The 19719-nt window shown below is 67.2% G+C and carries 25 protein-coding genes and 1 tRNA gene; 20 read left to right on the top strand and 6 right to left on the bottom strand.

The annotated features are described in order from the left end of the window. Nucleotides 1-24: 24 nt before the first annotated feature. From trpE to IU514_RS12985, 10 genes are all read left to right on the top strand, one after another. Nucleotides 25-1515: an anthranilate synthase component I gene (gene trpE, locus IU514_RS13030; protein WP_194931566.1), complete on the top strand. Its 1491-nt coding sequence runs from the start codon at nucleotides 25-27 to the stop codon at nucleotides 1513-1515. A 260-nt stretch (nucleotides 1516-1775) separates the two neighbouring features. Continuing rightward, entirely contained in the window at nucleotides 1776-2480 is a 705-nt protein-coding gene (locus tag IU514_RS13025; protein WP_194931565.1) for a zinc ribbon domain-containing protein, read from the top strand. 185 nt (nucleotides 2481-2665) lie between these two features. Then, on the top strand, nucleotides 2666-2866 hold the full coding sequence (locus IU514_RS13020; protein WP_194931564.1) for a hypothetical protein: 201 nt from the start codon (nucleotides 2666-2668) through the stop codon (nucleotides 2864-2866). Nucleotides 2867-2964: 98 nt separating this feature from the next. After that, nucleotides 2965-3642, top strand: a complete 678-nt coding sequence (locus IU514_RS13015; protein WP_194931563.1) for a winged helix-turn-helix domain-containing protein — start codon at nucleotides 2965-2967, stop codon at nucleotides 3640-3642. Beyond that, nucleotides 3639-5000 (top strand): sensor histidine kinase, encoded by a 1362-nt coding sequence (locus IU514_RS13010; protein WP_194931562.1) that lies wholly within the window; start codon nucleotides 3639-3641, stop codon nucleotides 4998-5000. Before IU514_RS13015 ends, IU514_RS13010 begins: the two co-directional genes overlap by 4 nt. A gap of 370 nt (nucleotides 5001-5370) precedes the next feature. Continuing rightward, a complete protein-coding gene (locus IU514_RS13005; RefSeq protein ID WP_194931561.1) occupies nucleotides 5371-5949 on the top strand; it encodes an anthranilate synthase component II in 579 nt (192 codons plus the stop codon). 7 nt (nucleotides 5950-5956) lie between these two features. After that, complete coding sequence (gene trpD / locus IU514_RS13000) at nucleotides 5957-6997, top strand: anthranilate phosphoribosyltransferase (RefSeq protein ID WP_194931560.1); 1041 nt, start codon at nucleotides 5957-5959, stop codon at nucleotides 6995-6997. A 1-nt stretch (nucleotide 6998) separates the two neighbouring features. Continuing rightward, nucleotides 6999-7355, top strand: a complete 357-nt coding sequence (locus IU514_RS12995; protein WP_194931559.1) for an antibiotic biosynthesis monooxygenase family protein — start codon at nucleotides 6999-7001, stop codon at nucleotides 7353-7355. 2 nt (nucleotides 7356-7357) lie between these two features. Then, entirely contained in the window at nucleotides 7358-8149 is a 792-nt protein-coding gene (gene trpC, locus IU514_RS12990; RefSeq protein WP_194931558.1) for an indole-3-glycerol phosphate synthase TrpC, read from the top strand. Beyond that, nucleotides 8146-8889, top strand: coding sequence for a haloacid dehalogenase-like hydrolase (locus IU514_RS12985; RefSeq protein WP_194931557.1), 744 nt, complete (start codon nucleotides 8146-8148; stop codon nucleotides 8887-8889). Before trpC ends, IU514_RS12985 begins: the two co-directional genes overlap by 4 nt. Before the next feature lie 18 nt (nucleotides 8890-8907). Here IU514_RS12985 and IU514_RS12980 read toward each other — a convergent pair whose 3' ends face one another. From IU514_RS12980 to crp, 3 genes are read right to left on the bottom strand one after another with little or no spacing between them, the layout of a single operon-like run. After that, entirely contained in the window at nucleotides 8908-9279 is a 372-nt protein-coding gene (locus IU514_RS12980) for a zf-TFIIB domain-containing protein (protein WP_194931556.1), read from the bottom strand. A 19-nt stretch (nucleotides 9280-9298) separates the two neighbouring features. Then, on the bottom strand, nucleotides 9299-9760 hold the full coding sequence (locus IU514_RS12975) for a GNAT family N-acetyltransferase (RefSeq protein ID WP_194931555.1): 462 nt from the start codon (nucleotides 9758-9760) through the stop codon (nucleotides 9299-9301). 7 nt (nucleotides 9761-9767) lie between these two features. Further along, a complete protein-coding gene (gene crp / locus IU514_RS12970) occupies nucleotides 9768-10427 on the bottom strand; it encodes a cAMP-activated global transcriptional regulator CRP (RefSeq protein WP_228760721.1) in 660 nt (219 codons plus the stop codon). Between the two features lie 251 nt (nucleotides 10428-10678). Here crp and speD point away from each other — a divergent pair, with 251 nt between their 5' ends. Continuing rightward, nucleotides 10679-11473: an adenosylmethionine decarboxylase gene (gene speD / locus IU514_RS12965; RefSeq protein ID WP_194931553.1), complete on the top strand. Its 795-nt coding sequence runs from the start codon at nucleotides 10679-10681 to the stop codon at nucleotides 11471-11473. Nucleotides 11474-11572: 99 nt separating this feature from the next. On the opposite strand, the gene coq7 is transcribed toward speD, so the two are convergent. Further along, nucleotides 11573-12217, bottom strand: a complete 645-nt coding sequence (coq7, locus tag IU514_RS12960) for a 2-polyprenyl-3-methyl-6-methoxy-1,4-benzoquinone monooxygenase (protein ID WP_194931552.1) — start codon at nucleotides 12215-12217, stop codon at nucleotides 11573-11575. Nucleotides 12218-12227: 10 nt separating this feature from the next. Further along, nucleotides 12228-13391, bottom strand: coding sequence for a (Fe-S)-binding protein (locus tag IU514_RS12955; RefSeq protein WP_194931551.1), 1164 nt, complete (start codon nucleotides 13389-13391; stop codon nucleotides 12228-12230). A gap of 157 nt (nucleotides 13392-13548) precedes the next feature. Between IU514_RS12955 and rplM the strand changes: the two genes are divergently transcribed. From rplM to maiA, 5 genes are all read left to right on the top strand, one after another. Continuing rightward, complete coding sequence (rplM, locus tag IU514_RS12950) at nucleotides 13549-13977, top strand: 50S ribosomal protein L13 (protein WP_194931550.1); 429 nt, start codon at nucleotides 13549-13551, stop codon at nucleotides 13975-13977. Between the two features lie 9 nt (nucleotides 13978-13986). After that, a complete protein-coding gene (gene rpsI, locus IU514_RS12945; protein WP_194931549.1) occupies nucleotides 13987-14379 on the top strand; it encodes a 30S ribosomal protein S9 in 393 nt (130 codons plus the stop codon). A 36-nt stretch (nucleotides 14380-14415) separates the two neighbouring features. After that, nucleotides 14416-14490: transfer RNA gene (locus tag IU514_RS12940), tRNA-Gln, on the top strand. A 317-nt stretch (nucleotides 14491-14807) separates the two neighbouring features. Continuing rightward, entirely contained in the window at nucleotides 14808-15797 is a 990-nt protein-coding gene (locus IU514_RS12935; protein ID WP_194931548.1) for a fumarylacetoacetate hydrolase family protein, read from the top strand. A gap of 60 nt (nucleotides 15798-15857) precedes the next feature. Beyond that, nucleotides 15858-16520 carry a maleylacetoacetate isomerase gene (gene maiA / locus IU514_RS12930; RefSeq protein ID WP_194931547.1) on the top strand — a complete coding sequence of 221 codons (663 nt, stop codon included), beginning with the start codon at nucleotides 15858-15860 and terminating at the stop codon, nucleotides 16518-16520. Between the two features lie 24 nt (nucleotides 16521-16544). Here maiA and IU514_RS12925 read toward each other — a convergent pair whose 3' ends face one another. After that, nucleotides 16545-17663, bottom strand: coding sequence for a PilT/PilU family type 4a pilus ATPase (locus tag IU514_RS12925; protein ID WP_194931546.1), 1119 nt, complete (start codon nucleotides 17661-17663; stop codon nucleotides 16545-16547). Here IU514_RS12925 and IU514_RS12920 point away from each other — a divergent pair. The 4 genes from IU514_RS12920 to IU514_RS12905 all read left to right on the top strand — a co-directional run bounded on the left by IU514_RS12920 (nucleotide 17656) and on the right by IU514_RS12905 (nucleotide 19556). Then, nucleotides 17656-18138: a DUF4398 domain-containing protein gene (locus tag IU514_RS12920; protein ID WP_228760720.1), complete on the top strand. Its 483-nt coding sequence runs from the start codon at nucleotides 17656-17658 to the stop codon at nucleotides 18136-18138. The two genes, IU514_RS12925 and IU514_RS12920, sit on opposite strands and share 8 nt — an antisense overlap. Then, nucleotides 18135-19010, top strand: a complete 876-nt coding sequence (locus tag IU514_RS12915; protein ID WP_194931545.1) for an OmpA family protein — start codon at nucleotides 18135-18137, stop codon at nucleotides 19008-19010. Before IU514_RS12920 ends, IU514_RS12915 begins: the two co-directional genes overlap by 4 nt. A 169-nt stretch (nucleotides 19011-19179) precedes the next feature. Beyond that, nucleotides 19180-19326, top strand: coding sequence for a hypothetical protein (locus tag IU514_RS12910; protein WP_194931544.1), 147 nt, complete (start codon nucleotides 19180-19182; stop codon nucleotides 19324-19326). Nucleotides 19327-19337: 11 nt separating this feature from the next. Further along, the gene (locus IU514_RS12905) at nucleotides 19338-19556 is read left to right on the top strand and encodes an HP1242/YdcH family protein (protein ID WP_194931543.1); all 219 of its coding nucleotides are present in this window, start codon (nucleotides 19338-19340) and stop codon (nucleotides 19554-19556) included. Nucleotides 19557-19719 lie beyond the last annotated feature (163 nt).

Raw genomic sequence — 19719 nt, 5'->3', positions numbered from 1 at the left:
ATCCGTCTTCCAAGGAATCTTTGCGTGACCTCTCCCGAACAGTTCCAGCAGCAGGCCGCTGACGGCCACACCCGCATTCCCGTCGTACGCGAGGTGCTGTCCGATCTCGACACGCCGCTGTCGGTTTACCTGAAGCTTGCCGACGGCCCGCACACCTATCTGTTCGAATCGGTCGAAGGCGGCGAGCGTTTCGGCCGTTACTCGATCATCGGCCTGCCGGCGCGGCGCGTGTACGCCTTCGCCGGGCACACGCTGTTCGTTGCCGAGGAAGGCGAACTGGTCGAGACCCGCACGGTCGAGGATCCGTTCGCCGAGGTCGAGCGCCTGCGCGCCGAGCACAGCGTGCCGAAGATCCCCGGCCTGCCGGGGTTCACCGGTGGCCTGGTCGGCTGGTTCGGCTTCGAATGCATCCAGTACATCGAGCCGCGCCTGGCCGGTCCGCAGCCGGACGGCACGCACAAGCCCGACGAACTGGGCACGCCCGACATCCTGCTGATGCAGAGCGACGAGCTGGCGGTGTTCGACAACCTCAAGGGCCGCCTGTACCTGATCGTCCATGCCGACCCGAGCGAGCCGCGCGCCCTGGCCCGCGCCAACCGCCGCCTCGACGAACTGGTGCACCGCCTGCGCCAGGGCGGGCCGGGCTATCCGGAGACGCTGGAAGGGCGCGTGCTGGACGAAACCGACTTCGTTTCCGGCTTCACCCGCGAGGGCTTCATCGCTGCGGTGGAGAAGTCGAAGGACTACATCCGCGCCGGCGACATCTTCCAGGTGGTGCTGAGCCAGCGCCTGTCGGTGCCGTTCAAGGCGCGGCCGGTCGACGTCTACCGCGCATTGCGCGCGTTGAATCCGTCGCCCTACATGTACTTCCTCGACGTCGGCGATACGCAGGTGGTCGGCAGTTCGCCGGAAATCCTGGTGCGACTGGAGGACGGCCACGTCACCGTGCGCCCGATCGCCGGCACCCGTCCACGCGGCGCCACGCCCGAAGAGGACGCCGCGCTGGAAGCCGAACTGCTGGCCGATCCCAAGGAGCGCGCCGAGCACCTGATGCTGATCGACCTCGGGCGCAACGACGTCGGCCGCGTGTCCGAGCCTGGCACGGTCGAAGTCGGCGAGCAGTTCGTCATCGAGCGCTACAGCCACGTCATGCACATCGTCAGCGAGGTCACCGGCACGCTGAAGCCCGGGCTGAGCTATGCCGACGTGCTGCGCGCCACGTTCCCCGCAGGTACCGTCAGTGGCGCACCGAAGATCCGCGCGCTGGAAGTGATCCGCGAACTCGAACCGATCCGCCGCAACGTCTACGCCGGCAGCATCGGCTACCTGGGCTGGAACGGGGACGCGGACACCGCCATCGCCATCCGCACTGCTGTCATCCAGGACGGCCGGCTGTACGTCCAGGCCGGCGCCGGCGTGGTCTACGACTCCGATCCGGTCAAGGAATGGGACGAAACGATGAACAAGGGCCGCGCGCTGTTCCGCGCCGTCGCGGAAGCGGCGAAGGGCCTCTGAGGCCTGGTTCGAACGGACGCGCCGGGCCGGAATGGCCGACCGGCGTGCCATCAGGGCCGACCAGCGAACGCCATCATCGACGAACGGTGAAGGGCGTCACGATTTCGTGCGTGCATCAGCACGGTCGCCTTGCCGACCGGCGATGCTGGTTGTCCTGGGCTTGAGGGCCACAACGTTTTATTCACAAGTCAGAGGTTCCACTGGTCACGTGGGATCCAAGGTGGGAATGCAGTAACCAGCTCTTTGGGGAGGAAACGGCGATGCAACTCGTCCACGACGACTACGTCCAGTCGCGCTTCTCGAACACCTTTCCGCGCACGGTGGAAATGGTGTGTCCGTACTGCCTGAAGGAGGCGGTGTTCGAGACCGGCACCTGGCAGGAGCACGGGCGCCAGGTCGCCGCCAGCGAGCTGACCTGCGCACGCTGCGAAGGCGATGTGTTGTTCATGCAACTGCTGCAGGCCGACGGCACCCGCAAGGAAGGCGGGCTGTACTGCTACCCGAAATCGGGCGGTCGCGAGGCGATGCCCGGGATCGAATACCTGTCGCCGCTGTCCGCGCCGCTGGCGCGCAGCTACGACTCGGCGCTGAAGCTCTACAACCGGGCCGAGTGGGGCGCCGCCGCACTGACGGTACGCCACGTGATCGCGGGACTGGCCAACCGCATGCTCGGCGACGACAAGCGCGACATGCCGCTGCCGCGCCGGCTCGAGGCATTGGGCCAGGACGTCGACCTCGCCAAGCCGTTGCAGGACCTCGCGCAGCTGTTGTCGCCGGGCGGCACGTTCGGGCGGCAGTTCGAGGACGAGGCGGCGATCGACAAGGTCACCGCCGAGCTGATGCTGGAGCTCGCGGAGCAGCTGATCACCTACCTGGTGGTGCTGCCCGGCACGATGGCCGATCTCAAGGCCCGCATCGCCACCGCGCCGGTGCCGCTTCGCCGCGGAGGCTCGGGCGTGGCCTGAGTCCCGGCGAACGACGCATCGACCAGAAGGGCTGCCCGCGGGCAGCCCTTTTTCGTGGGCCGCGAAACATTACGGATCGTTCATGCGCAGGAAAGACCCTGGTGAGGCGCGGGAGCCCAATCTGTCCTGGCGATGGGGATGCTCCCCACCGGCAATCGAAGTTCCCTCGTCACCAGGAGCCCACCATGAACGTCCGCAAGTCCCTGTTCGCCGTTGCCCTGACGGCCCTGGCCGGTTCGGCGCTGGCCGCACCGCCCGCTGCCGCGCCGGCTGAGCAGGCTCCCGCCAAGACCACGGTCGCCAAGCACAAGCACGAAGCCAAGACCAAGAAGGCGGAAGCCAAGAAGGCCGACAGCAAGGCCATGAACAACGAAATCAAGAAGTGATCCGCTCCCCCGGGCCCGCTTGAGGAGCGGGTGGATACCCCGTCGACGACCCCCGGCGGGGTATCCTTTTTTGAGCATTGGGGTGGACAGGCCCATACATGCGCGTCCTGCTGGTCGAAGACGATCCCCACACCGCGGCCTTCATCGTGAAGGGCCTGCGTGAGGACGGCCATGCCGTGGATCATGCCGGCGACGGCAAGCAGGGCCTGTTCCTGGCGACCACCGAGGGCTACGACGCGATCGTGCTCGATCGCATGCTGCCCGGCCTGGATGGCATGACCGTGCTGCAGACCCTGCGCGGTGCCGGCAACCGCACGCCGTTGCTGCTGCTCACGGCACTGGGCGAGGTCGACCATCGCGTCGAAGGCCTGCGTGCCGGCGCCGACGACTATCTGGTCAAGCCATTTGCCTATTCCGAACTGAGCGCGCGAGTGGACAGCATCGTGCGCCGTGCGAGCGGCGGCGACGAGCGCGAGCCCACGCGGCTGCGCGTGGCCGACCTCGAACTGGACCTGCTCAGCCGCGAGGCTCGCCGCGCCGGCAAGCGCATCGAACTGCAGCCGCGCGAGTTCCGCCTGCTCGAGTACCTGATGCGCCAGGCCGAACGCGTGGTGACGCGGACCATGCTGCTCGAGGCCGTGTGGGACTACCACTTCGATCCGCAGACCAACGTCATCGACGTGCACGTCAGCCGGCTGCGGCAGAAGATCGACCACGGCTTCGCCCGCCCGCTGCTGCATACCGTGCGCGGCGCCGGGTACCGGCTGGGCGAATGAGCATCGCGCCGCGCTCGACCAGCACGCGGCTGGCCCTGGCGGTGATGGCCTCGTTCCTGCTGGCGTTCGTGCTGCTCGGTGCGGGCATCTACCTCGCGGTGTCGGCGTTGCTGATGCAGGACGCGCGCGAACTGGTGCGCACCGACTCGGCCGGATTGCTCGACCTCTACCGCGAGGATGGCCGCGCGGCGCTGGCCGATGAACTGCACCGACGCATCGATGCGCCCGAGGATCCTGACGCGGTGTATGCGCTGACGGCAATGGACGGCGCCGTCACGGTCGGCACCTATCCCGCGCTGCCGCAGCATCGCCCCGGTGCACGCTGGATCGAGTTCACCGAACGGGCGCCCGCGCGCGGCGAAGACGATGGCCACCGCCACGTGGTCGCGCACCTGCAGGCGCTGCCCGATGGCGGCACGCTGCTGACCGGCCTGCGCCTGCGTTCGCAGGACCGCTTCCTGGGTCTGATGCTGCGCACCGCGCTGGTCGCATTGCTGGTGGCGGCGACGCTGGGCGCCCTGGTCGGCTGGCTGACCTCGCGCTGGGTTTCCCGGCGCCTGCGCAGCCTCGACGCCACGGCCGAGCGCGTCGGCGGGGGCGAGCTGGGCCTGCGCGTGCCGCTCGATGGCAGCGACGACGCCTTCGACCGGCTCGCCCGGCGTTTCAATGGCATGCTCGACCGCATCGAAGAACTGCTGGGCGGGGTGCGCCATGCCACCGACCACATCGCCCACGACCTGCGCACGCCACTCACGCGCCTGCGCAACCGCCTGGAGGATCTGCGCCGGCAGCCCGCCATGGCGGTGCGCGGCGATGCGCTCGACGCCGCCGTCGCCGAGACCGACCAGCTGCTGCAGTCGTTCGGCGCGTTGCTGCGCCTGGCGCGGATCGAGGCGCAACCGGCGGCGCACGACGAGCCGGCGATGGACCTGGCGGCCTTGGCGGGTGATGCGATCGAGCTCTACACCCCGATCGGTGCCGAGCGGGGCATCGTCCTGCGAAGCGACCTCAACCCGGCGCACGTACGCGGTGATCGCGACCAGCTGTTCCAGATGCTGGTCAATCTGCTCGACAACGCGCTCAAGTACTCGCCGGAGCGGGGCGAGGTCGCCGTCGCCCTGCATGCCACGGCCGACGGCGCGGTCCTGCAGATCGACGACAGCGGTCCCGGGATTCCGGAGGAGGACCGGGAACGCGTGTTCGATCGCTTCCAGCGACTGGAGCGCCACCGCGGTTCGCCCGGCATCGGCCTCGGGCTGAGCCTGGTGCGCGCCATCGTCCATCGCCACGGCGGGCGCGTGCTGCTGCTGGACCGCGCGCCGGGCCTGCGCGTGCGGGTGATCCTTCCGTTGGCGTGAACGATCGCTCCGCCCCGTTGCGTCCGCAACGGTCGCGCCGCCGCCGCCGAGCCGCTAAAGTAGGGCCATGATCGTGCGTACGACCCCGCAATTCCTTGCAGCCGACCTGGGTTGGCGATGGTGGCCGCTGGCCGCCGTCCGTCCTGCCTCGTCGTCCTCCAAGGAATCCCTGCGTGAACCCTGCGTGCCCCACTGATCCCGCTCGTCCTGGTCCCGTTCCGGCCGTCCACGGCCGCATCCCGCGGCACCTGATCCTCGAAACACGATCTCCATCCTCCCCCCGGCACGGTCCGAGGCGGGATAATCACGCCTCCACGATGCCGCCCGTGCCGCGCGCAGCCGTCCGGCGCCATCCAGCGAGTCCGCTCCCATGCTGTTGATGATCGACAACTACGACTCCTTCACCTACAACCTCGTGCAGTACCTGCAGGCACTGGGCGCGGAAGTGAAGGTCGTGCGCAACGACGAACTGACGCTGGCGCAGATCGAAGCGCTGGCGCCGGAGCGCATCGTCATCTCGCCGGGGCCGTGTACGCCGAACGAGGCCGGCGTTTCGGTCGAGGCGATCCGGCAACTGGGCCAGCGCATTCCGATGTTCGGCGTGTGCCTGGGCCACCAGAGCCTGGGACAGGCCTACGGCGGCGACGTCGTGCGCGCGAAGACCATCATGCACGGCAAGACCTCGCGCATCCGCCATGAAGGCAAAGGCGTGTTCGCCGGATTGCCCGACGGCTACGAGGCCACCCGCTACCACTCGCTGGTGGTCTCGCGCGAGACACTGCCGGAATGCCTGGAGATCACCGCGTGGACCGACCACGAGGATGGTTCGTTCGATGAGATCATGGGCCTGCGCCACCGCGAGCACCCGGTCGAGGGCGTGCAGTTCCATCCCGAATCGATCCTCACCGAGCACGGCCACGCGCTGTTGAAGAACTTCCTGGAGCGTTGACACGGCCATGCCCATCACTCCGCAAGAAGCGTTGCAGCGCACGATCGAGCATCGCGAGATATTCCACGACGAAATGGTCGACCTGATGCGCATGGTGATGCGCGGCGAGGTGTCGCCGACGATGACCGCGGCGATCCTCACCGGCCTGCGTGTGAAGAAGGAGACCGTCGGCGAGATCGCCGGCGCGGCGACGGTGCTGCGCGAGTTCGCGCGCCCGGTCGAGGTTGCCGACCGCACGCACCTGGTCGATATCGTCGGCACCGGTGGCGACGGCGCGCATACGTTCAACATCTCCACCGCCAGCATGTTCGTGGTGGCCGCTGCGGGCGCCAAAGTCGCCAAGCATGGCAACCGCAGCGTGTCGTCGAAGTCCGGCAGCGCCGACGTGCTCGAGGCGCTCGGCGCGCAGATCGACCTGGCGCCGGAGCAGGTCGCACGCTGCATCGACGGCTGCGGCATCGGCTTCATGTTCGCGCCGGTGCATCACCCGGCGATGAAGGTGGTCGCACCGGTGCGCCGCGAGATGGCCGTGCGCACGATCTTCAACATCCTCGGCCCGCTGACCAACCCCGCGGGCGCATCGAGCATCCTGATGGGCGTGTTCCATCCCGACCTGGTCGGCATCCAGGTGCGCGTGCTGCAGGAGCTCGGCGCCGAACGCGCGCTGGTCGTGTGGGGCCGCGATGGCATGGACGAGCTGTCGCTCGGTGCCGGCAGCCTGGTGGGCGAATTGCGAGATGGCACGGTGCGCGAGTACGAAGTGCACCCGGAGGATTTCGGCATCGCCATGGCCGCCAGCCGCAACCTGCGCGTCAACGACGCGATCGAGTCGAAGGCGCTGGTGTTGCAGGCGCTGCGCAACGAGCCCGGCCTGCCGCGCGAGATCGTGGCGATGAACGCCGGCGCGGCGATCTACGTGGCAGGCGTCGCTGACAGCATTGCCGAGGGCATCGACCGCGCGCGTGCCGCGCTGGCGTCCGGTGCCGCCCTGGCGAAGCTGGAAGAGTTCGTCGCGATGACGCGCCAGCTGGCCGTGGTGGAGGCATGAAGTGAACGATGCCTTCGCCCGCACGCCGCAGCCTCCCTACTACGCGGTGATCTTCGCTTCGCAGCGCAATGGCGAGGACGATGCCGGTTACGCGCAGGCCGCCGATCACATGGTCGAACTTGCGTCGCAACAGCCGGGCTTCCTCGGCGTGGAATCCACGCGCGGCGCGGATGGCTTCGGCATCACCGTGTCGTACTGGGAAAGCGAGGAGGCGATCGCCGCCTGGCGCCAGCATGCCGAGCATGCCGCCACCCGCGCCTACGGGCGCGCCCATTGGTACCAGCACTACGAATTGCGCGTAGCCAAGGTCGAACGGGCTTATGGCAAGCCCGCGAACAGCAAACAAACCAGCACCTGAGCATGAGCGACATCCTCAACCGCATCCTCGCCCGCAAGGCCGAGGAGATCGAACAGCGCAGCCGCGTACGAACGCTGGCCGACCTGCGCTCCCGCGCGACGCAGCAGCCGCCAGCGCGCGGCTTCGTCGAAGCGATCCGCCGCAAGCACGCCGAAGGAGGCCCTGCCGTCATCGCGGAAGTGAAGAAGGCGAGCCCGTCGAAGGGCCTGATCCGCAAGGACTTCAATCCCGCGGAGATCGCCCGCAGCTACGAAGCCGGCGGCGCCGCCTGCCTGTCGGTACTGACCGACGTCGACTTTTTCCAGGGCAGCAACCTGTACCTGGGCGAGGCGCGTGGTGCCTGCTCGTTGCCGGTGCTGCGCAAGGACTTCACGATCGATCCTTACCAGGTCTACGAGGCGCGCGTGATCGGCGCCGACTGCATCCTGCTGATCGTCGCCGCGCTGGAGGACGGCCCGCTGGTGGAGATGGCCAACCTGGCGATGGAGTTGGGCATGGACGTGCTGGTCGAGGTGCACGACATCGACGAACTGGAACGGGCGCTGCAGACCGACTGCGAGCTGATCGGCGTCAATAACCGCAACCTGCGCAGTTTCGAGGTGTCGCTGGACACTACGTTGACACTGAAGGATGCGGTGCCGCGCGATCGCACCCTGGTCACCGAAAGCGGCATCGCCACACGCGCAGACGTCGCGACGATGCGTGCCGCCGGCGTCGAGACCTTCCTGATCGGCGAGTCCTTCATGCGCGAGGCCGATCCCGGCGCGGCGCTGCGACGGATGTTTTCTGCATGAGCAAGAGGACCTGGGTGGCGCCTCTCGACGGCTCCAGGCCCTACAGGCCGCTGGTGGTCTTCGACTTCGACCACACGCTCTACAACGGCGACTCGGGCAGTCATCTGGTGCTGTGGCTGATCCAGCGCCACTGGGCGCGCCAGGCGGCCGCGTTGCTGCTGTCGCCGCTGCTGCTGCCGATGATCGCGTGGCTGCCGACGCGCAGGTACGCGATTTCTGGCTATCTGTGGATCGGCACGGTCGGCACGCACCGGCGCCGCGACATGGACCGGCTCATCGACCGGTACGTGCAGCTGCATGCCGACCAGATCCGCAGGCGCCTGTTGCCGGTGGCCCTGAAGGTGCTGCAGCGCCACCGCGATGCCGGCGACCGCGTGATCATCGCCACCGGTGCTTCGCCCGAACTGGCCCGCGCCATCCTCGACTTCGTCGCGCACCAGGACCTGCCGGTCATCGGCAGCCTGGGCGGGCCGTTCCTGGGGGGCATGATCACGACCGAGCACTGCCACCACCAGAACAAGATGCGGATGATCTGGGACGCCGGCTACGACCAGATCGAGGTGGCGTACTCCGACAGCAGCGCCGACCTGCCGCTATTGAAAGCGGCGCGTCATCCGGTGGTGGTCAATCCCAAGCGCAGCCGCGTGGCGATGTTCGAGAGAGTGCTGCCCGAAGGCACGCCGATCCTCAACTGGGGCGTGAAGGGGCGTGGCGGCGAACCGGTGCTCGCCGACACCTGATGCCGGCGTCCGGCGCGGTCAGACGCGCTCGGGCGTTTCCAGGTCGCGGAAGAAGTCGGACAGGCTGTGGTCGGCGAGGTCGCGGAACTCGCCGGCATCGTAGAAGCGGCCGTAGCAGAGCTTGCAGCTTTCGAACCAGATGTGGGTCTGCTGAGGGTCGACCATGCGCACCAGCTGGCTGTCGAAGCAGCTCGGGCACTTGATGCGGTCGATGCGGTTGTAGTGCTCGCCGATCGCGGCGTCACCGGTATCGATCAGCTCGGCGGCATCCTCGAGCAGGCGGTGTTCGCCCATGCCCATCCACAGACCCCGGCACTGCGTGCAGCGGTGCGCGTGCGAGACCAGGTGGTCGATGCGTTCCATCGGGGCGTGACACTTGGGGCAGTCCATGCGAATCCTCGGGCGGTGTTCAGTCGCCGAGCATTTTGACAAATCGCAGCGAGCTGTCGTCATAGCCGCAATGACGATAGAACTCGTGGGCGTCGGTGCGACGCGCGTTGCTGGTGACGTCCAGGCAGGTCACGCCCGAGCGCCGGGCGCGGCTTTCGACCTCGCGCAGCAGGCGGCGGCCAACGCCCTGGCGCTGGTTTCCGGACGAGACCACGAGCGCGGTGATCTGAGTCACTTCCGCGCCACGGCTGAAGGCGTAGCGGGTGTAGGTCGCGATCAGGCCGCAGACCGCGCCGCCGATCTCGGCCAGCAGCAGTTGCTGGCGCGGATCGTGGCGGACGATGGAGATGCGTTCGGAGGCTTCCTCGCGGTTGCTCGGATAGCCCAGGTCGCAGAGCAGGCGGGCGACGTCGCTGGCGTCCCCCAGCTCCGCCGTCCGCACGCGCAGCGTGGTGTCGACGGAGCCGGCGGCGCTTCCCATCAGCCGATCAGCCGCGGGTGCCGTACAGGACGACGGTCTTGCCGCGGGCGTGCAGCTTGCCGTCGGCCTGGAGCTTCTTGAGCACGCGGCCGGCCATCTCGCGCGAGCAGCCGACCAGTCGCGACAGTTCCTGGCGCGACACGCGCAGTTGGGTGCCCTGGGGATGGCTCATCGCCTCGGGCTCCTTCGACAGGTCATGCAGGGCACGGACGATGCGGTCGGTAACGTCGAGGAAGGCCAGGCGGCCCGCCTTGCGGCTGGTGTCGAGCAGGCGGCGCGAGATCTGTGCGCCGATGGCGTACAGGAGCTTCGGCGCGTCCAGCGACAGGCGGGTCAGCAGCAGGTCGTAGAGGCGCTCATGGCCGATCTCGGCCAGCTCGCATGCGCTGCGCGTACGCAGGATCACCTCGCGGTGGTCGCTATTGATGAACAGGCCGAGTTCACCGACGAACTCGCCGGGGCCGAAGTAGCCCAGCACCAGCTCCCGTCCGTCTTCCTCCTCGGCAATGATGCTGACCGAGCCGGAGATCACGTAGTAGAGCGTGCTGGCCGGGTCGCCCGGGCGGAACACGTCGGTGCGCGACGGGTAGCGACGGCGATGGCAGTGGGCGAGGAAGCGCTCAATGGTGGCGCCATCCGGCATCAGCGGGCTGGCGGCACGGCGCATTGCAGGCAGGGGATTAACCGGATTGACGGACATGGGCGTGAAGAATGTGTGATTCGTGGAGCTTAGGGCGAACTAACGTATTGGGCAAATACCCGACCCTCAGCGTCACATGGCAGGTGCCGGGCTGTGACGGAGTGCCCGTTCCTGTTCAGTCCGAAGGCGCCTGCCGGCCTCGCGACGGGCTGCGTTCCCCCGGGGGGACAATTGCCTCATAATCGCGTCCCTCGCCGCCCTACCGGGATCTCACTGCCGTGGTCAAGCCGTTGCCTCGCCTGAGGTTGCAAGGTTTCAACAACCTCACCAAGGCCCTCTCGTTCAATATCTACGACGTCTGCTTCGCCGCGTCGGAGGACGAGCGTCGTCGTTATATCGAATACATCGACGAGGCTTACAACGCCGACCGCCTGACCCAGATCCTGACCGATGTGGCGGAGATCATCGGCGCCAACATCCTGAACATCGCGCGCCAGGATTACGATCCGCAGGGCGCGTCGGTGACCATCCTCATTTCCGAGGAACCGGTCATCGACAAGAAGGCCGCCGGCAAGGAGATCATCTCCGACGCCGTGGTCGCGCACATGGACAAGTCGCACATCACCGTCCACACCTATCCGGAAACCCATCCGGACAGTGGCATCGCGACGTTCCGTGCCGACATCGACGTGGCGACCTGCGGCGTGATCTCGCCGCTGAAGGCCCTGAACTACCTGATCGAGAGCTTCGAGTCCGACATCGTGGTGATGGACTACCGCGTGCGCGGCTTCACCCGCGACATCAAGGGCAAGAAGCACTACATCGACCACAAGATCAACTCGATCCAGGATTACCTGGCCAAGAACATCAAGTCGCGCTACGAGATGCTCGACGTGAACGTCTATCAGGAAAACATCTTCCACACGAAGATGCACCTGAAGGAGTTCGAGCTCGACACCTACCTGTTCGAGGAAAAGGCCAAGAACCTGTCGTTCAAGGAGCGCATGAAGATCGAAGCGCGCCTGAAGCGCGAGATCGAGGAGCTCTACCACGGCCGCAACCTGGCCGACTGAGTAGTCCTGGCGTCATGAAAAAGGCCGGCAATCGCCGGCCTTTTTTGTTGCTCATCTTCCCCGTCCCGCTCGTGTGAGCCCAGGCCGGGGAAGGGAGCCCTAGATCCTGTAAGCCACGGTCTTCATCAGTTTCGACGCGGCCGCCATCAGGCTCGGCACCGGCGGCGGCAGGATGCGTGCGCCCGCGGCTTCGGCGTTGTCGGCATGACGGGATTCGTCGGCTTTCATCACTTCCAGGATCGCGCGGCTGCGTGCATCGGCATTGGGCAGCGAGTCCAGGTGTTCGTCGATGTGCGCCTCGACCTGGCGCTCGGTCTCGACCACGAAGCCGAGGTTCCAGCCATCGCCGCGCAGCCCGGCCAGCGCGCCGATCGCGAAGCTGCCGGCATACCACAGCGGGTTGAGCAGGCTGGGGCGGCTGTCGAGTTCGCGCAGGCGGTCGGCGCACCATGCGAGGTGGTCGGTTTCCTCCTGTGCCGCTTCGAGCAGGTGCGCGCGAGTCGCCTCGTCGCGGGCGACCGCTGCCTGGCCGCAGTAAAGCGCCTGCGCGCAGACCTCGCCGACGTGGTTGATGCGCATCAGGCCGGCGGCGTGGCGGCGTTCGTTCTCATCCAACTCGATCTGGGCGATGCCAGCGGCAGGGTTGCCCCGCTCCGCGGCCGGAGCGCCGAACACGGTATCGAGCGCGCGCTGTGTGTCGGCGAGGAATCGGTCCAGCGGAGTCAGTTCGCGGGCTGTCGTCATGGTCGGCAGTTTAAATGTTGGGGTCGCGGTTGGCCGGTGAAGGTTCCAGCAGCCCGGCGAGGAACTCGAGTGGGTGCTGTACAGGCACCGAAGTACCCTGGGCCAGGTGCAGGCGGCAGCCGATATTGGCACTGAGCAGCCGCGTCGCCTTGCTCTGGATCAATTGCTGCAGCAGCGGTTCTCGGAATCGCGCCGCGCGCGCCGGATCCTCGAGCATCTGGACTCCGGCCGCACCGCAGCAGCCGTAGCCCGCATCGAGTTCGATCACGCTCAGACCGGGCACCTGCGCGAGCAACTGCCGCAGTGCCGGCACCGACCTGACCACATTGCGCTGGGTGCAGGGCAGGTGCAGCGCGATGCGCTCGTCGCAGCGACGCAGCGGCAATGACGCGGCGTGTTGCGCGAGGAAGGCGATCGCGTCGACGGTTCGGGTGTCCAGCGCCTGGGCCACGGATTCGTGGCAACCGCTGGCCAATGTCAGCACCGTGCGGGCTCCGGCGAACGCAGCGCGATTCCGGCTGGCCAGTTGCTGCGCCCGGGCGACATCGCCGGCATGCGCGTGCAGACTTCCACAGCAGGACTGCCCCGGCGTCTCGATGACCTGGAAGCCAATCGCATCGCAAAGGCGGGCGAGGGCGGCGCGCAGTCCGGTCTCATAGGCCTCAGCGACACAGCCAACGAAGACCGATACCTGCGTGCGCTTGCCGGACTGGGTTGCGGGTGCTGGAAAGCGCCGGTCAGCGGGGCGGGGAAGGGGGCGCCAGCCAGGAGGCAGCCAGTCGTACCATTGGCGATACAGGGCCAGCCCGAAAGAAAGCAGACGCGTGCGGGTGACCAGGTGCCGGATCGCGCGAGCGCGCCAGCTGTCAGTCCGACGGCCCTGCTGCCGCTCCCGGGCCGCAACCAGTAACTGCCCGTACTGGACGCCGGCCGGGCATACCGCCTCGCAGCTCCGGCAACCCAGGCATTGGTCAAGGTGGGTTTCGCCGGCTTCCGTCACTTCGACGGTATCCAGCGCCCAGGCCCGGGCCAGGGCAATGCGGCCACGAGGCGATTCAGCTTCGAGCCGGTCGAGGCCATAGGTCGGGCACGCGGGCAGGCAGAGCCCGCATTGCACGCAGCGATCGGCCAGCGCCACCAACGGGTCGGCGGAGGGCGGAGGGGCGGCGGGCATGGGCCGGATGCTAGCATGCGTGTCCAGGCGACTTGCGGCGCCCCTGCTGGCCCGCTATCATTCCGCCTCTTTCGTTCCAACAACGCGAGGCGAAGTTCCACGAGGGCTCAAGCCCACGCGGAATCAGTCCGACCAGTCACCCCATAGCAGAACCGTCATGAAGACCTTTACCGCCAAGAACGAGACCGTCCAGCGCGACTGGTACCTCGTCGATGCGTCTGGCAAGACGCTCGGCCGTTTGTGCTCCGAACTCGCGCGTCGCCTGCGCGGCAAGCACAAGCCCGTCTACACCCCCCACGTCGATACCGGCGATTACCTCGTGGTGATCAACGCCGAGAAGATCGTCGTCACGGGCAACAAGCTCCAGGACAAGATGTACCACCGGTTCACCGGTTACGTCGGCAACCTGAAGAGCGAGAACCTCGCCCAGGCACTCGAGCGCCACCCGGAGCGCGTGATCGAGATCGCTGTGAAGGGCATGTTGCCGAAGAACACGCTCGGCCGTGCCATGTACCGCAAGCTGAAGGTCTACAAGGGCTCGGAGCATCCGCACGCCGCCCAGCAGCCGCAGCCCCTGGACCTCTAAGGTAAGAACATGGCTATCCAGCAGAATTACGGCACCGGCCGCCGCAAGTCCTCCACCGCCCGCGTGTTCCTGCGCAAGGGCGAGGGCAAGATCACCATCAACCAGCGTTCGATCGAAGACTTCTTCGGTCGCGAGACTGCGCGCATGATCGTGCGCCAGCCGCTCGAACTGACGCAGTCGACCGACAAGTTCGACGTCGTCGTCACCGTCGCCGGTGGCGGCATCACCGGTCAGGCCGGTGCGATCCGCCTCGGCATCGCCCGCGCGCTGGTCGAGTACGACGAGTCGCTGAAGTCCGACCTGCGCAAGGCCGGCTTCATGACCCGCGACGCACGTGAAGTCGAGCGTAAGAAGGTCGGTCTGCACAAGGCCCGTCGCGCTACGCAGTTCTCGAAGCGCTAATCGATTTTCTCGATTTCGGGTTACAATCAGCTTCATAGCCCCGTCGCCAAGCGGTAAGGCACCTGACTCTGACTCAGGCATTCGGTGGTTCGAATCCATCCGGGGCTGCCAGATCCAAACAAAAAACCCGCCGCAAGGCGGGTTTTTTGTTGGGCCCGCCGCAGCACAGAAGAGCCGGTCTGGTCGATGCCGCGCCCGCGGCTGGAAGGACGCAACGAGTTGCAGGGACAGCATGCTCGCCGGTCGCTCAGCGAGCGTTGCTGAGCCCAGCATGGCTCGTTGCAGCCGTCACCATCACGCAACCACGTCGGCCGCTATATCGTGCACACCGGCGCGTGTCCGCTAGGCGCGCACGGAGCGCGGGCAAGGCTGCCGCGCAAGCAGTTACAATTGCAACCATCTAACCCGGCTAGAGCCACGGATCACCGATGAAGCTTGGATCGTTGAAGGAAGGCGGCCGCGACGGCACGCTGATCGTCGTCTCGCGCGACCTCTCCCGCGCCGTGCGCGCCACCGGCATCGCCGACACCCTGCAGCGTGCGCTGGAAGACTGGTCGAACATCGCGCCGCGCCTGAACTCGCTGTCCGATGCGCTCAATGCCGGTACGGCCGAGGGCGCGTTCGACCTGGAGGTCACAGCGCTGGCCGCACCGCTTCCGCGCGCCTACGAGTTCGTCGATGGTTCGGCCTACCTGCCGCATGTGGAACGCGTGCGCCGTGCACGCGGTGCGGAAGTGCCGGAGAGTTTCTACGTCGACCCGCTGATGTACCAGGCGGTCAGCGCCGGCTTCTACGGTCCGCGCGATGCAGTGCGCGTTCCGAGCGAGGAATACGGCATCGACCTGGAAGCTGAGGTCGTGATCGTGACCGACGACGTGCCGATGGCCGCCACGCCGGAACAGGCGGCTTCGCACATCCAGCTGGTGGGCCTGGTCAACGACGTCTCGCTGCGCAACCTGATTCCGAACGAACTGGCCAAGGGCTTTGGCTTCCTGCAGTCCAAGCCGCATTCGGCGCTGAGCCCGGTGTTCGTCACGCCGGACGAACTCGGCGACGTGTGGCGCGACAGCAAGGTGCACCTGCCGCTGCTGACGCACATCAACGGTGAATGGTTCGGTGCGCCGGAAGCGGGTGTCGACATGCATTTCAGCTTCGCGCAACTGGTCGCGCATGCCGCCAAGACGCGGCCGCTGTCGGCCGGCACGATCGTGGGGTCGGGCACCGTGGCCAACGAGGACACGTCCCTCGGCGCGTCCTGCTTCGCCGAGAAGCGCACGGTCGAGACGCTGGAACACGGCAAGCCGCTGACGCCCTTCATGAAGTTCGGCGACACCGTGCGCATCGAGATGCTGGATCGCGAGGGTCGCAGCGTCTTCGGTGCCATCGAGCAGCGCATCGAGCGCAATCCGGCGGCCTGACGGCTGCCTGCGCGGGCAGCGCCTGCTGCCCGCGATCCATCGCGGACAGGGAGTGCGGGCATGGGCGAGCAACTGCAGCTGTATTCGTACTGGCGCTCAAGCGCGGCATATCGCGTGCGCATCGGCCTCGGCCTCAAGGGGCTGGCCTACGAGACCTTGCCGATCCATCTGCTGCGCGATGGCGGCGAGCAGCACGGCGAAGCGTTCCGCAAGGCCAATCCGCAGGGGCTGGTGCCGGCGCTGCGTCACGGAGACCGTGTGCTGAGCCAGTCGCTGGCCATCCTCGAATACGTCGACGAAGTCTGGCCGGAGCAGCCGCTGCTGCCGAAGTCAGCCGATGAGCGCGGCCGCGCACGTTCCATCGCCCTGGCGATCGCCTGCGACATCCATCCGTTGAACAACCTGCGCGTCCTGCAGTACTTCGAGCACACCTGGGAGGTGCCGCAGCCGCGGCGCGAGGCCTGGGTGCGCCACTGGATCGAACAGGGGTTTGCCGCACTGGAGTCCATGCTGGCGGATGACCCGATGACGGGGCGCTTCTGCATCGGCGACACGCCGGGCCTGGCCGATTGCTGCCTGGTGCCGCAGGTCTACAACGCGCGCCGCTTCCATGTGGACATGGCGCCGTACCCGACGCTGCTTCGCATCGACGAGGCCTGCCAGGCGCTTCCGGCCTTCGAAGCGGCGCGCCCGGAGCGCCAGCCCGACGCGCCACCGGCATAAGCCGGTAGCGCCAGTGGTGCGCGGTCAGTGCGCGTGCGCGTCTTCGGTGAAGACGTCGGCGTAGGGATCGTGCGCGCCGCTGCTGCCTTCCGACAGGCGGAACTTCAAGGCCAGGCCATCGCGCGAGTCGGCGGCGCGCAGCGCCTCCTCCATCTCGATCTTGCCGGTCTTGTGCAGGCGGAACAGGCACTGGTCGAAGCTCTCCATGCCTTCTTCGAGCGACTCCTCCATCGCCTGCTTCATCTCGTGCACCTGACCGCGGCGCATCAGGTCGCGCATCATCGGCGTATTGATCAGCACTTCCGTCGCCGGCAAGCGACGGCCATCCGTGCCCACGACGAGGCGCTGCGACACCACGGCGCGCAGGTTCAGCGCGAGGTTCATCAGCACGTTCTTGTGCGCGGACTCGTTGAAGAAGTTGAGGATGCGCTCCAGCGTCTGGTCGGCATTGTTGGAGTGCAGCGTCGCCAGGCACAGGTGGCCGGTTTCGGCGAAGGCGATCGCCGCTTCCATCGTCGTCGCGTCGAGGATCTCGCCGATCAGGATGACGTCCGGCGCTTCTCGCATCGCGTTCTTCAACGCGTTATGGAAGGCATGCGTGTCGAGGCCGACCTCGCGCTGGTTGACGATCGACTTCTTGTGCTTGTGCAGGTATTCGATCGGGTCCTCGATGGTGAGGATGTGACCCGACGTGTTGCTGTTGCGGTGGTCGATCATCGACGCCAGGGTCGTCGACTTGCCCGAACCGGTCGAGCCGACGATCAGCACCAGGCCGCGCGGGGCCATGATGATGTCCTTCAGCACCTGCGGCAGCTGCAGTTCCTCGATCGAAGGAATGACGCTGCGGATCGCACGGATCACCATGCCGACCTCGCCGCGCTGCTTGAAGACGTTGATGCGGAACCGGCCGGCGTCCTGCAGCGCGAGTGCCATGTTCAATTCCAGCTCGCGCTCGAAGATCGGGACCTGGCCCTCATCCATCAGCGAGTAGGCGATCTTCTTGACCATGCCGGGTGGCAGGCCGGTATTGCCGAGCGGGTAAAGCTTGCCTTCGACCTTGATGTAGACCGGCGCGCCGGTGGTCAGGAACATGTCCGAGGCGTTCTTTTCCGTCATCAGCTTCAAGAAATAGCCGATGTCCATGCTTCCGTCCCCTCTTTGGCGGCGGCTTGCCATTGCAAGCTTGCCGCCGGCTTCCGACAATGGCCGCGCGCTACCCGAACGTCACGGCACCCCTATGCGTACAAGCTTCGCACAATTCCGTTTGCCGCTGCTGGCCCTGGTTCTCGCTTTGGCCTCGACAGGTTGTTCCTCCCTGCCTCCCCCTACCAACGAACTTTCGGGGGCAAGACAGGCCGTCATTCGCGCCGAGGGCGCCGATGCGGACCAGTATGCTGCCCAGGACATCGGCGCCGCCCGCAGCGAACTTGAGCAGGCGCAGGCGGCCATGTCGGACGGCCGCGAGGACGATGCCCGCCGCCTGGCGCTGGCTGCGGCCGCGGATGCCGACCTGGCCTATGCCAAGAGCCGGGACGCGCTGGTCAGTGCCGAACTCAACCAGCGCCGCAGTGAGGTTGCCGAGCTGCGCCAGCGCCTGCAGACCGGAGACGGCCGATGAGCTTCCGCAAGATCCTGCCGGCGCTGCTGCTGGCCACCGCGTTCTCGGCTCCCGCCGCCGACGATGTCGACGTGACCCGGCTGACGCAGCGGCTGGCGGCCGTCGAGACGGACCCGCAGTTCAACACCTTCGCCGCCTACGAACGCCTGCAGGCGCACCAGGCGATCACGGCGCTGGCGGAAGCCAGCAACCGTAACCGCGGCCCGGCGCTGTACCTGGCCGAGCGTCGCGTGCAGATCGCCGAGATCAGTACGCGCAGCCAGGCCGCGCAACGCGAAGTGGACCGGCTCGATCGCGAGCGCAGCGAACTGCTGATCGAGGCCAGCCGTCGCGACGCGGAGCTGGCACGGGCCGAGAACGAACGCCTGCGCCTGCAGGCGCAGATGCAGGCCGAGGAAGCCGAGCGCCTGCGCGTGCAGGCCGAAGCCGATGCCGCGGCCATGGCCGACGTCGAAACAGCACTGAAGGGTGTGGCCGGTGCGCAGAGTGCGCGTCTGAACGCCGCCCGTGAGCGCGAAGCCGCCTTGGCGCGGCAGGAAGCCGAGCTGATGACGGGCGGCAAGTTGCCTGCGTCCAAGCGCGACAGCCGCGGTGAAGTGTTCACGCTCGCCAAGGACAGCTTTGCCGCAGGCAAGGCCGGTCTCAGCAGCGGCGCCACCACTACGGTGAACACGCTCGCCGCCTATGTGCAGGCGTCGCAGACCGGAACGGTCAAAGTCGAAGCTCAAGCCGGCGACGCCAAGCTCGCCCAGCGCCGGGCCGAAGCCGTACGCGACGCGATGGTTGCTGCCGGCGTCGCTCGTTCGCGCATTCAGGTGGCAGGGCGCAGTGGCAAGAGCGATCGCGTCGAAGCGATCGTCACTTCAAAATAGTCAATAAAATCTGACATTTGGCGGCGGTCCGCTGCAGGCGCCGCCGCGCTTGCGCCTGCGCCGCTGCCGCTCGTCGCCGCGTCAGGTGGCGGCCTTGCCGGCCCCAAACAGGAAGAGTAGGGTCGGATACCCAAGCGGCCTGTTTTCCGCTTGGCGATGAGCCAGGTCGATGACGCAGAACCAGATTCCGCAGGACCCCGATGCCGATCGCTGGATCGCCGCGGGCCTGCGTGAAGCAGGCCTGCAGACCTCGGCGCCCCTGATGACTTCCCACGCGACGCCTCGGCCTTGGCCGGGGCGTTTGCATTTGTCCTGAAGGAGGCTTTCATGTTCGAAGAACGTCCGCAGCCCGAGATCGACGCGCTGATGAAGTCCAACCCGGAGTTCAAACAGCTCTACCAGCGCCACAAGGATCTCGACAAGAAGGTGATGGATGCCGAACTCGGCGTGTTGCCGATCGATGACATCACCCTCGGACAGATGAAGCGAGAGAAGCTCGCCGCCAAGGACCGCCTGGTCCAGATCTACGATTCGCGGCCGCACTGACAAAATTTCCCGCCGCGGGGGGGGGGGGGGCCCCCCCCCCCCCCCCCCCCCCCCCCGGGGGGGGGGGGGGAACAGAAACCCACCCCCCCCCCCCCCCCCGGCGCCCCGGGGGGGGGGGGGCGCGGGCGCGGGCCCCGACCGGGGGGGGGGGGGGGGTGAAAAA

This window comes from Lysobacter niastensis (assembly GCF_015453285.1).
Classification (GTDB): domain Bacteria; phylum Pseudomonadota; class Gammaproteobacteria; order Xanthomonadales; family Xanthomonadaceae; genus Lysobacter_J; species Lysobacter_J niastensis.
The sequence above is the reverse complement of the archived record's forward strand: the minus strand, read 5'-3'. Positions and strand labels throughout refer to the sequence as shown.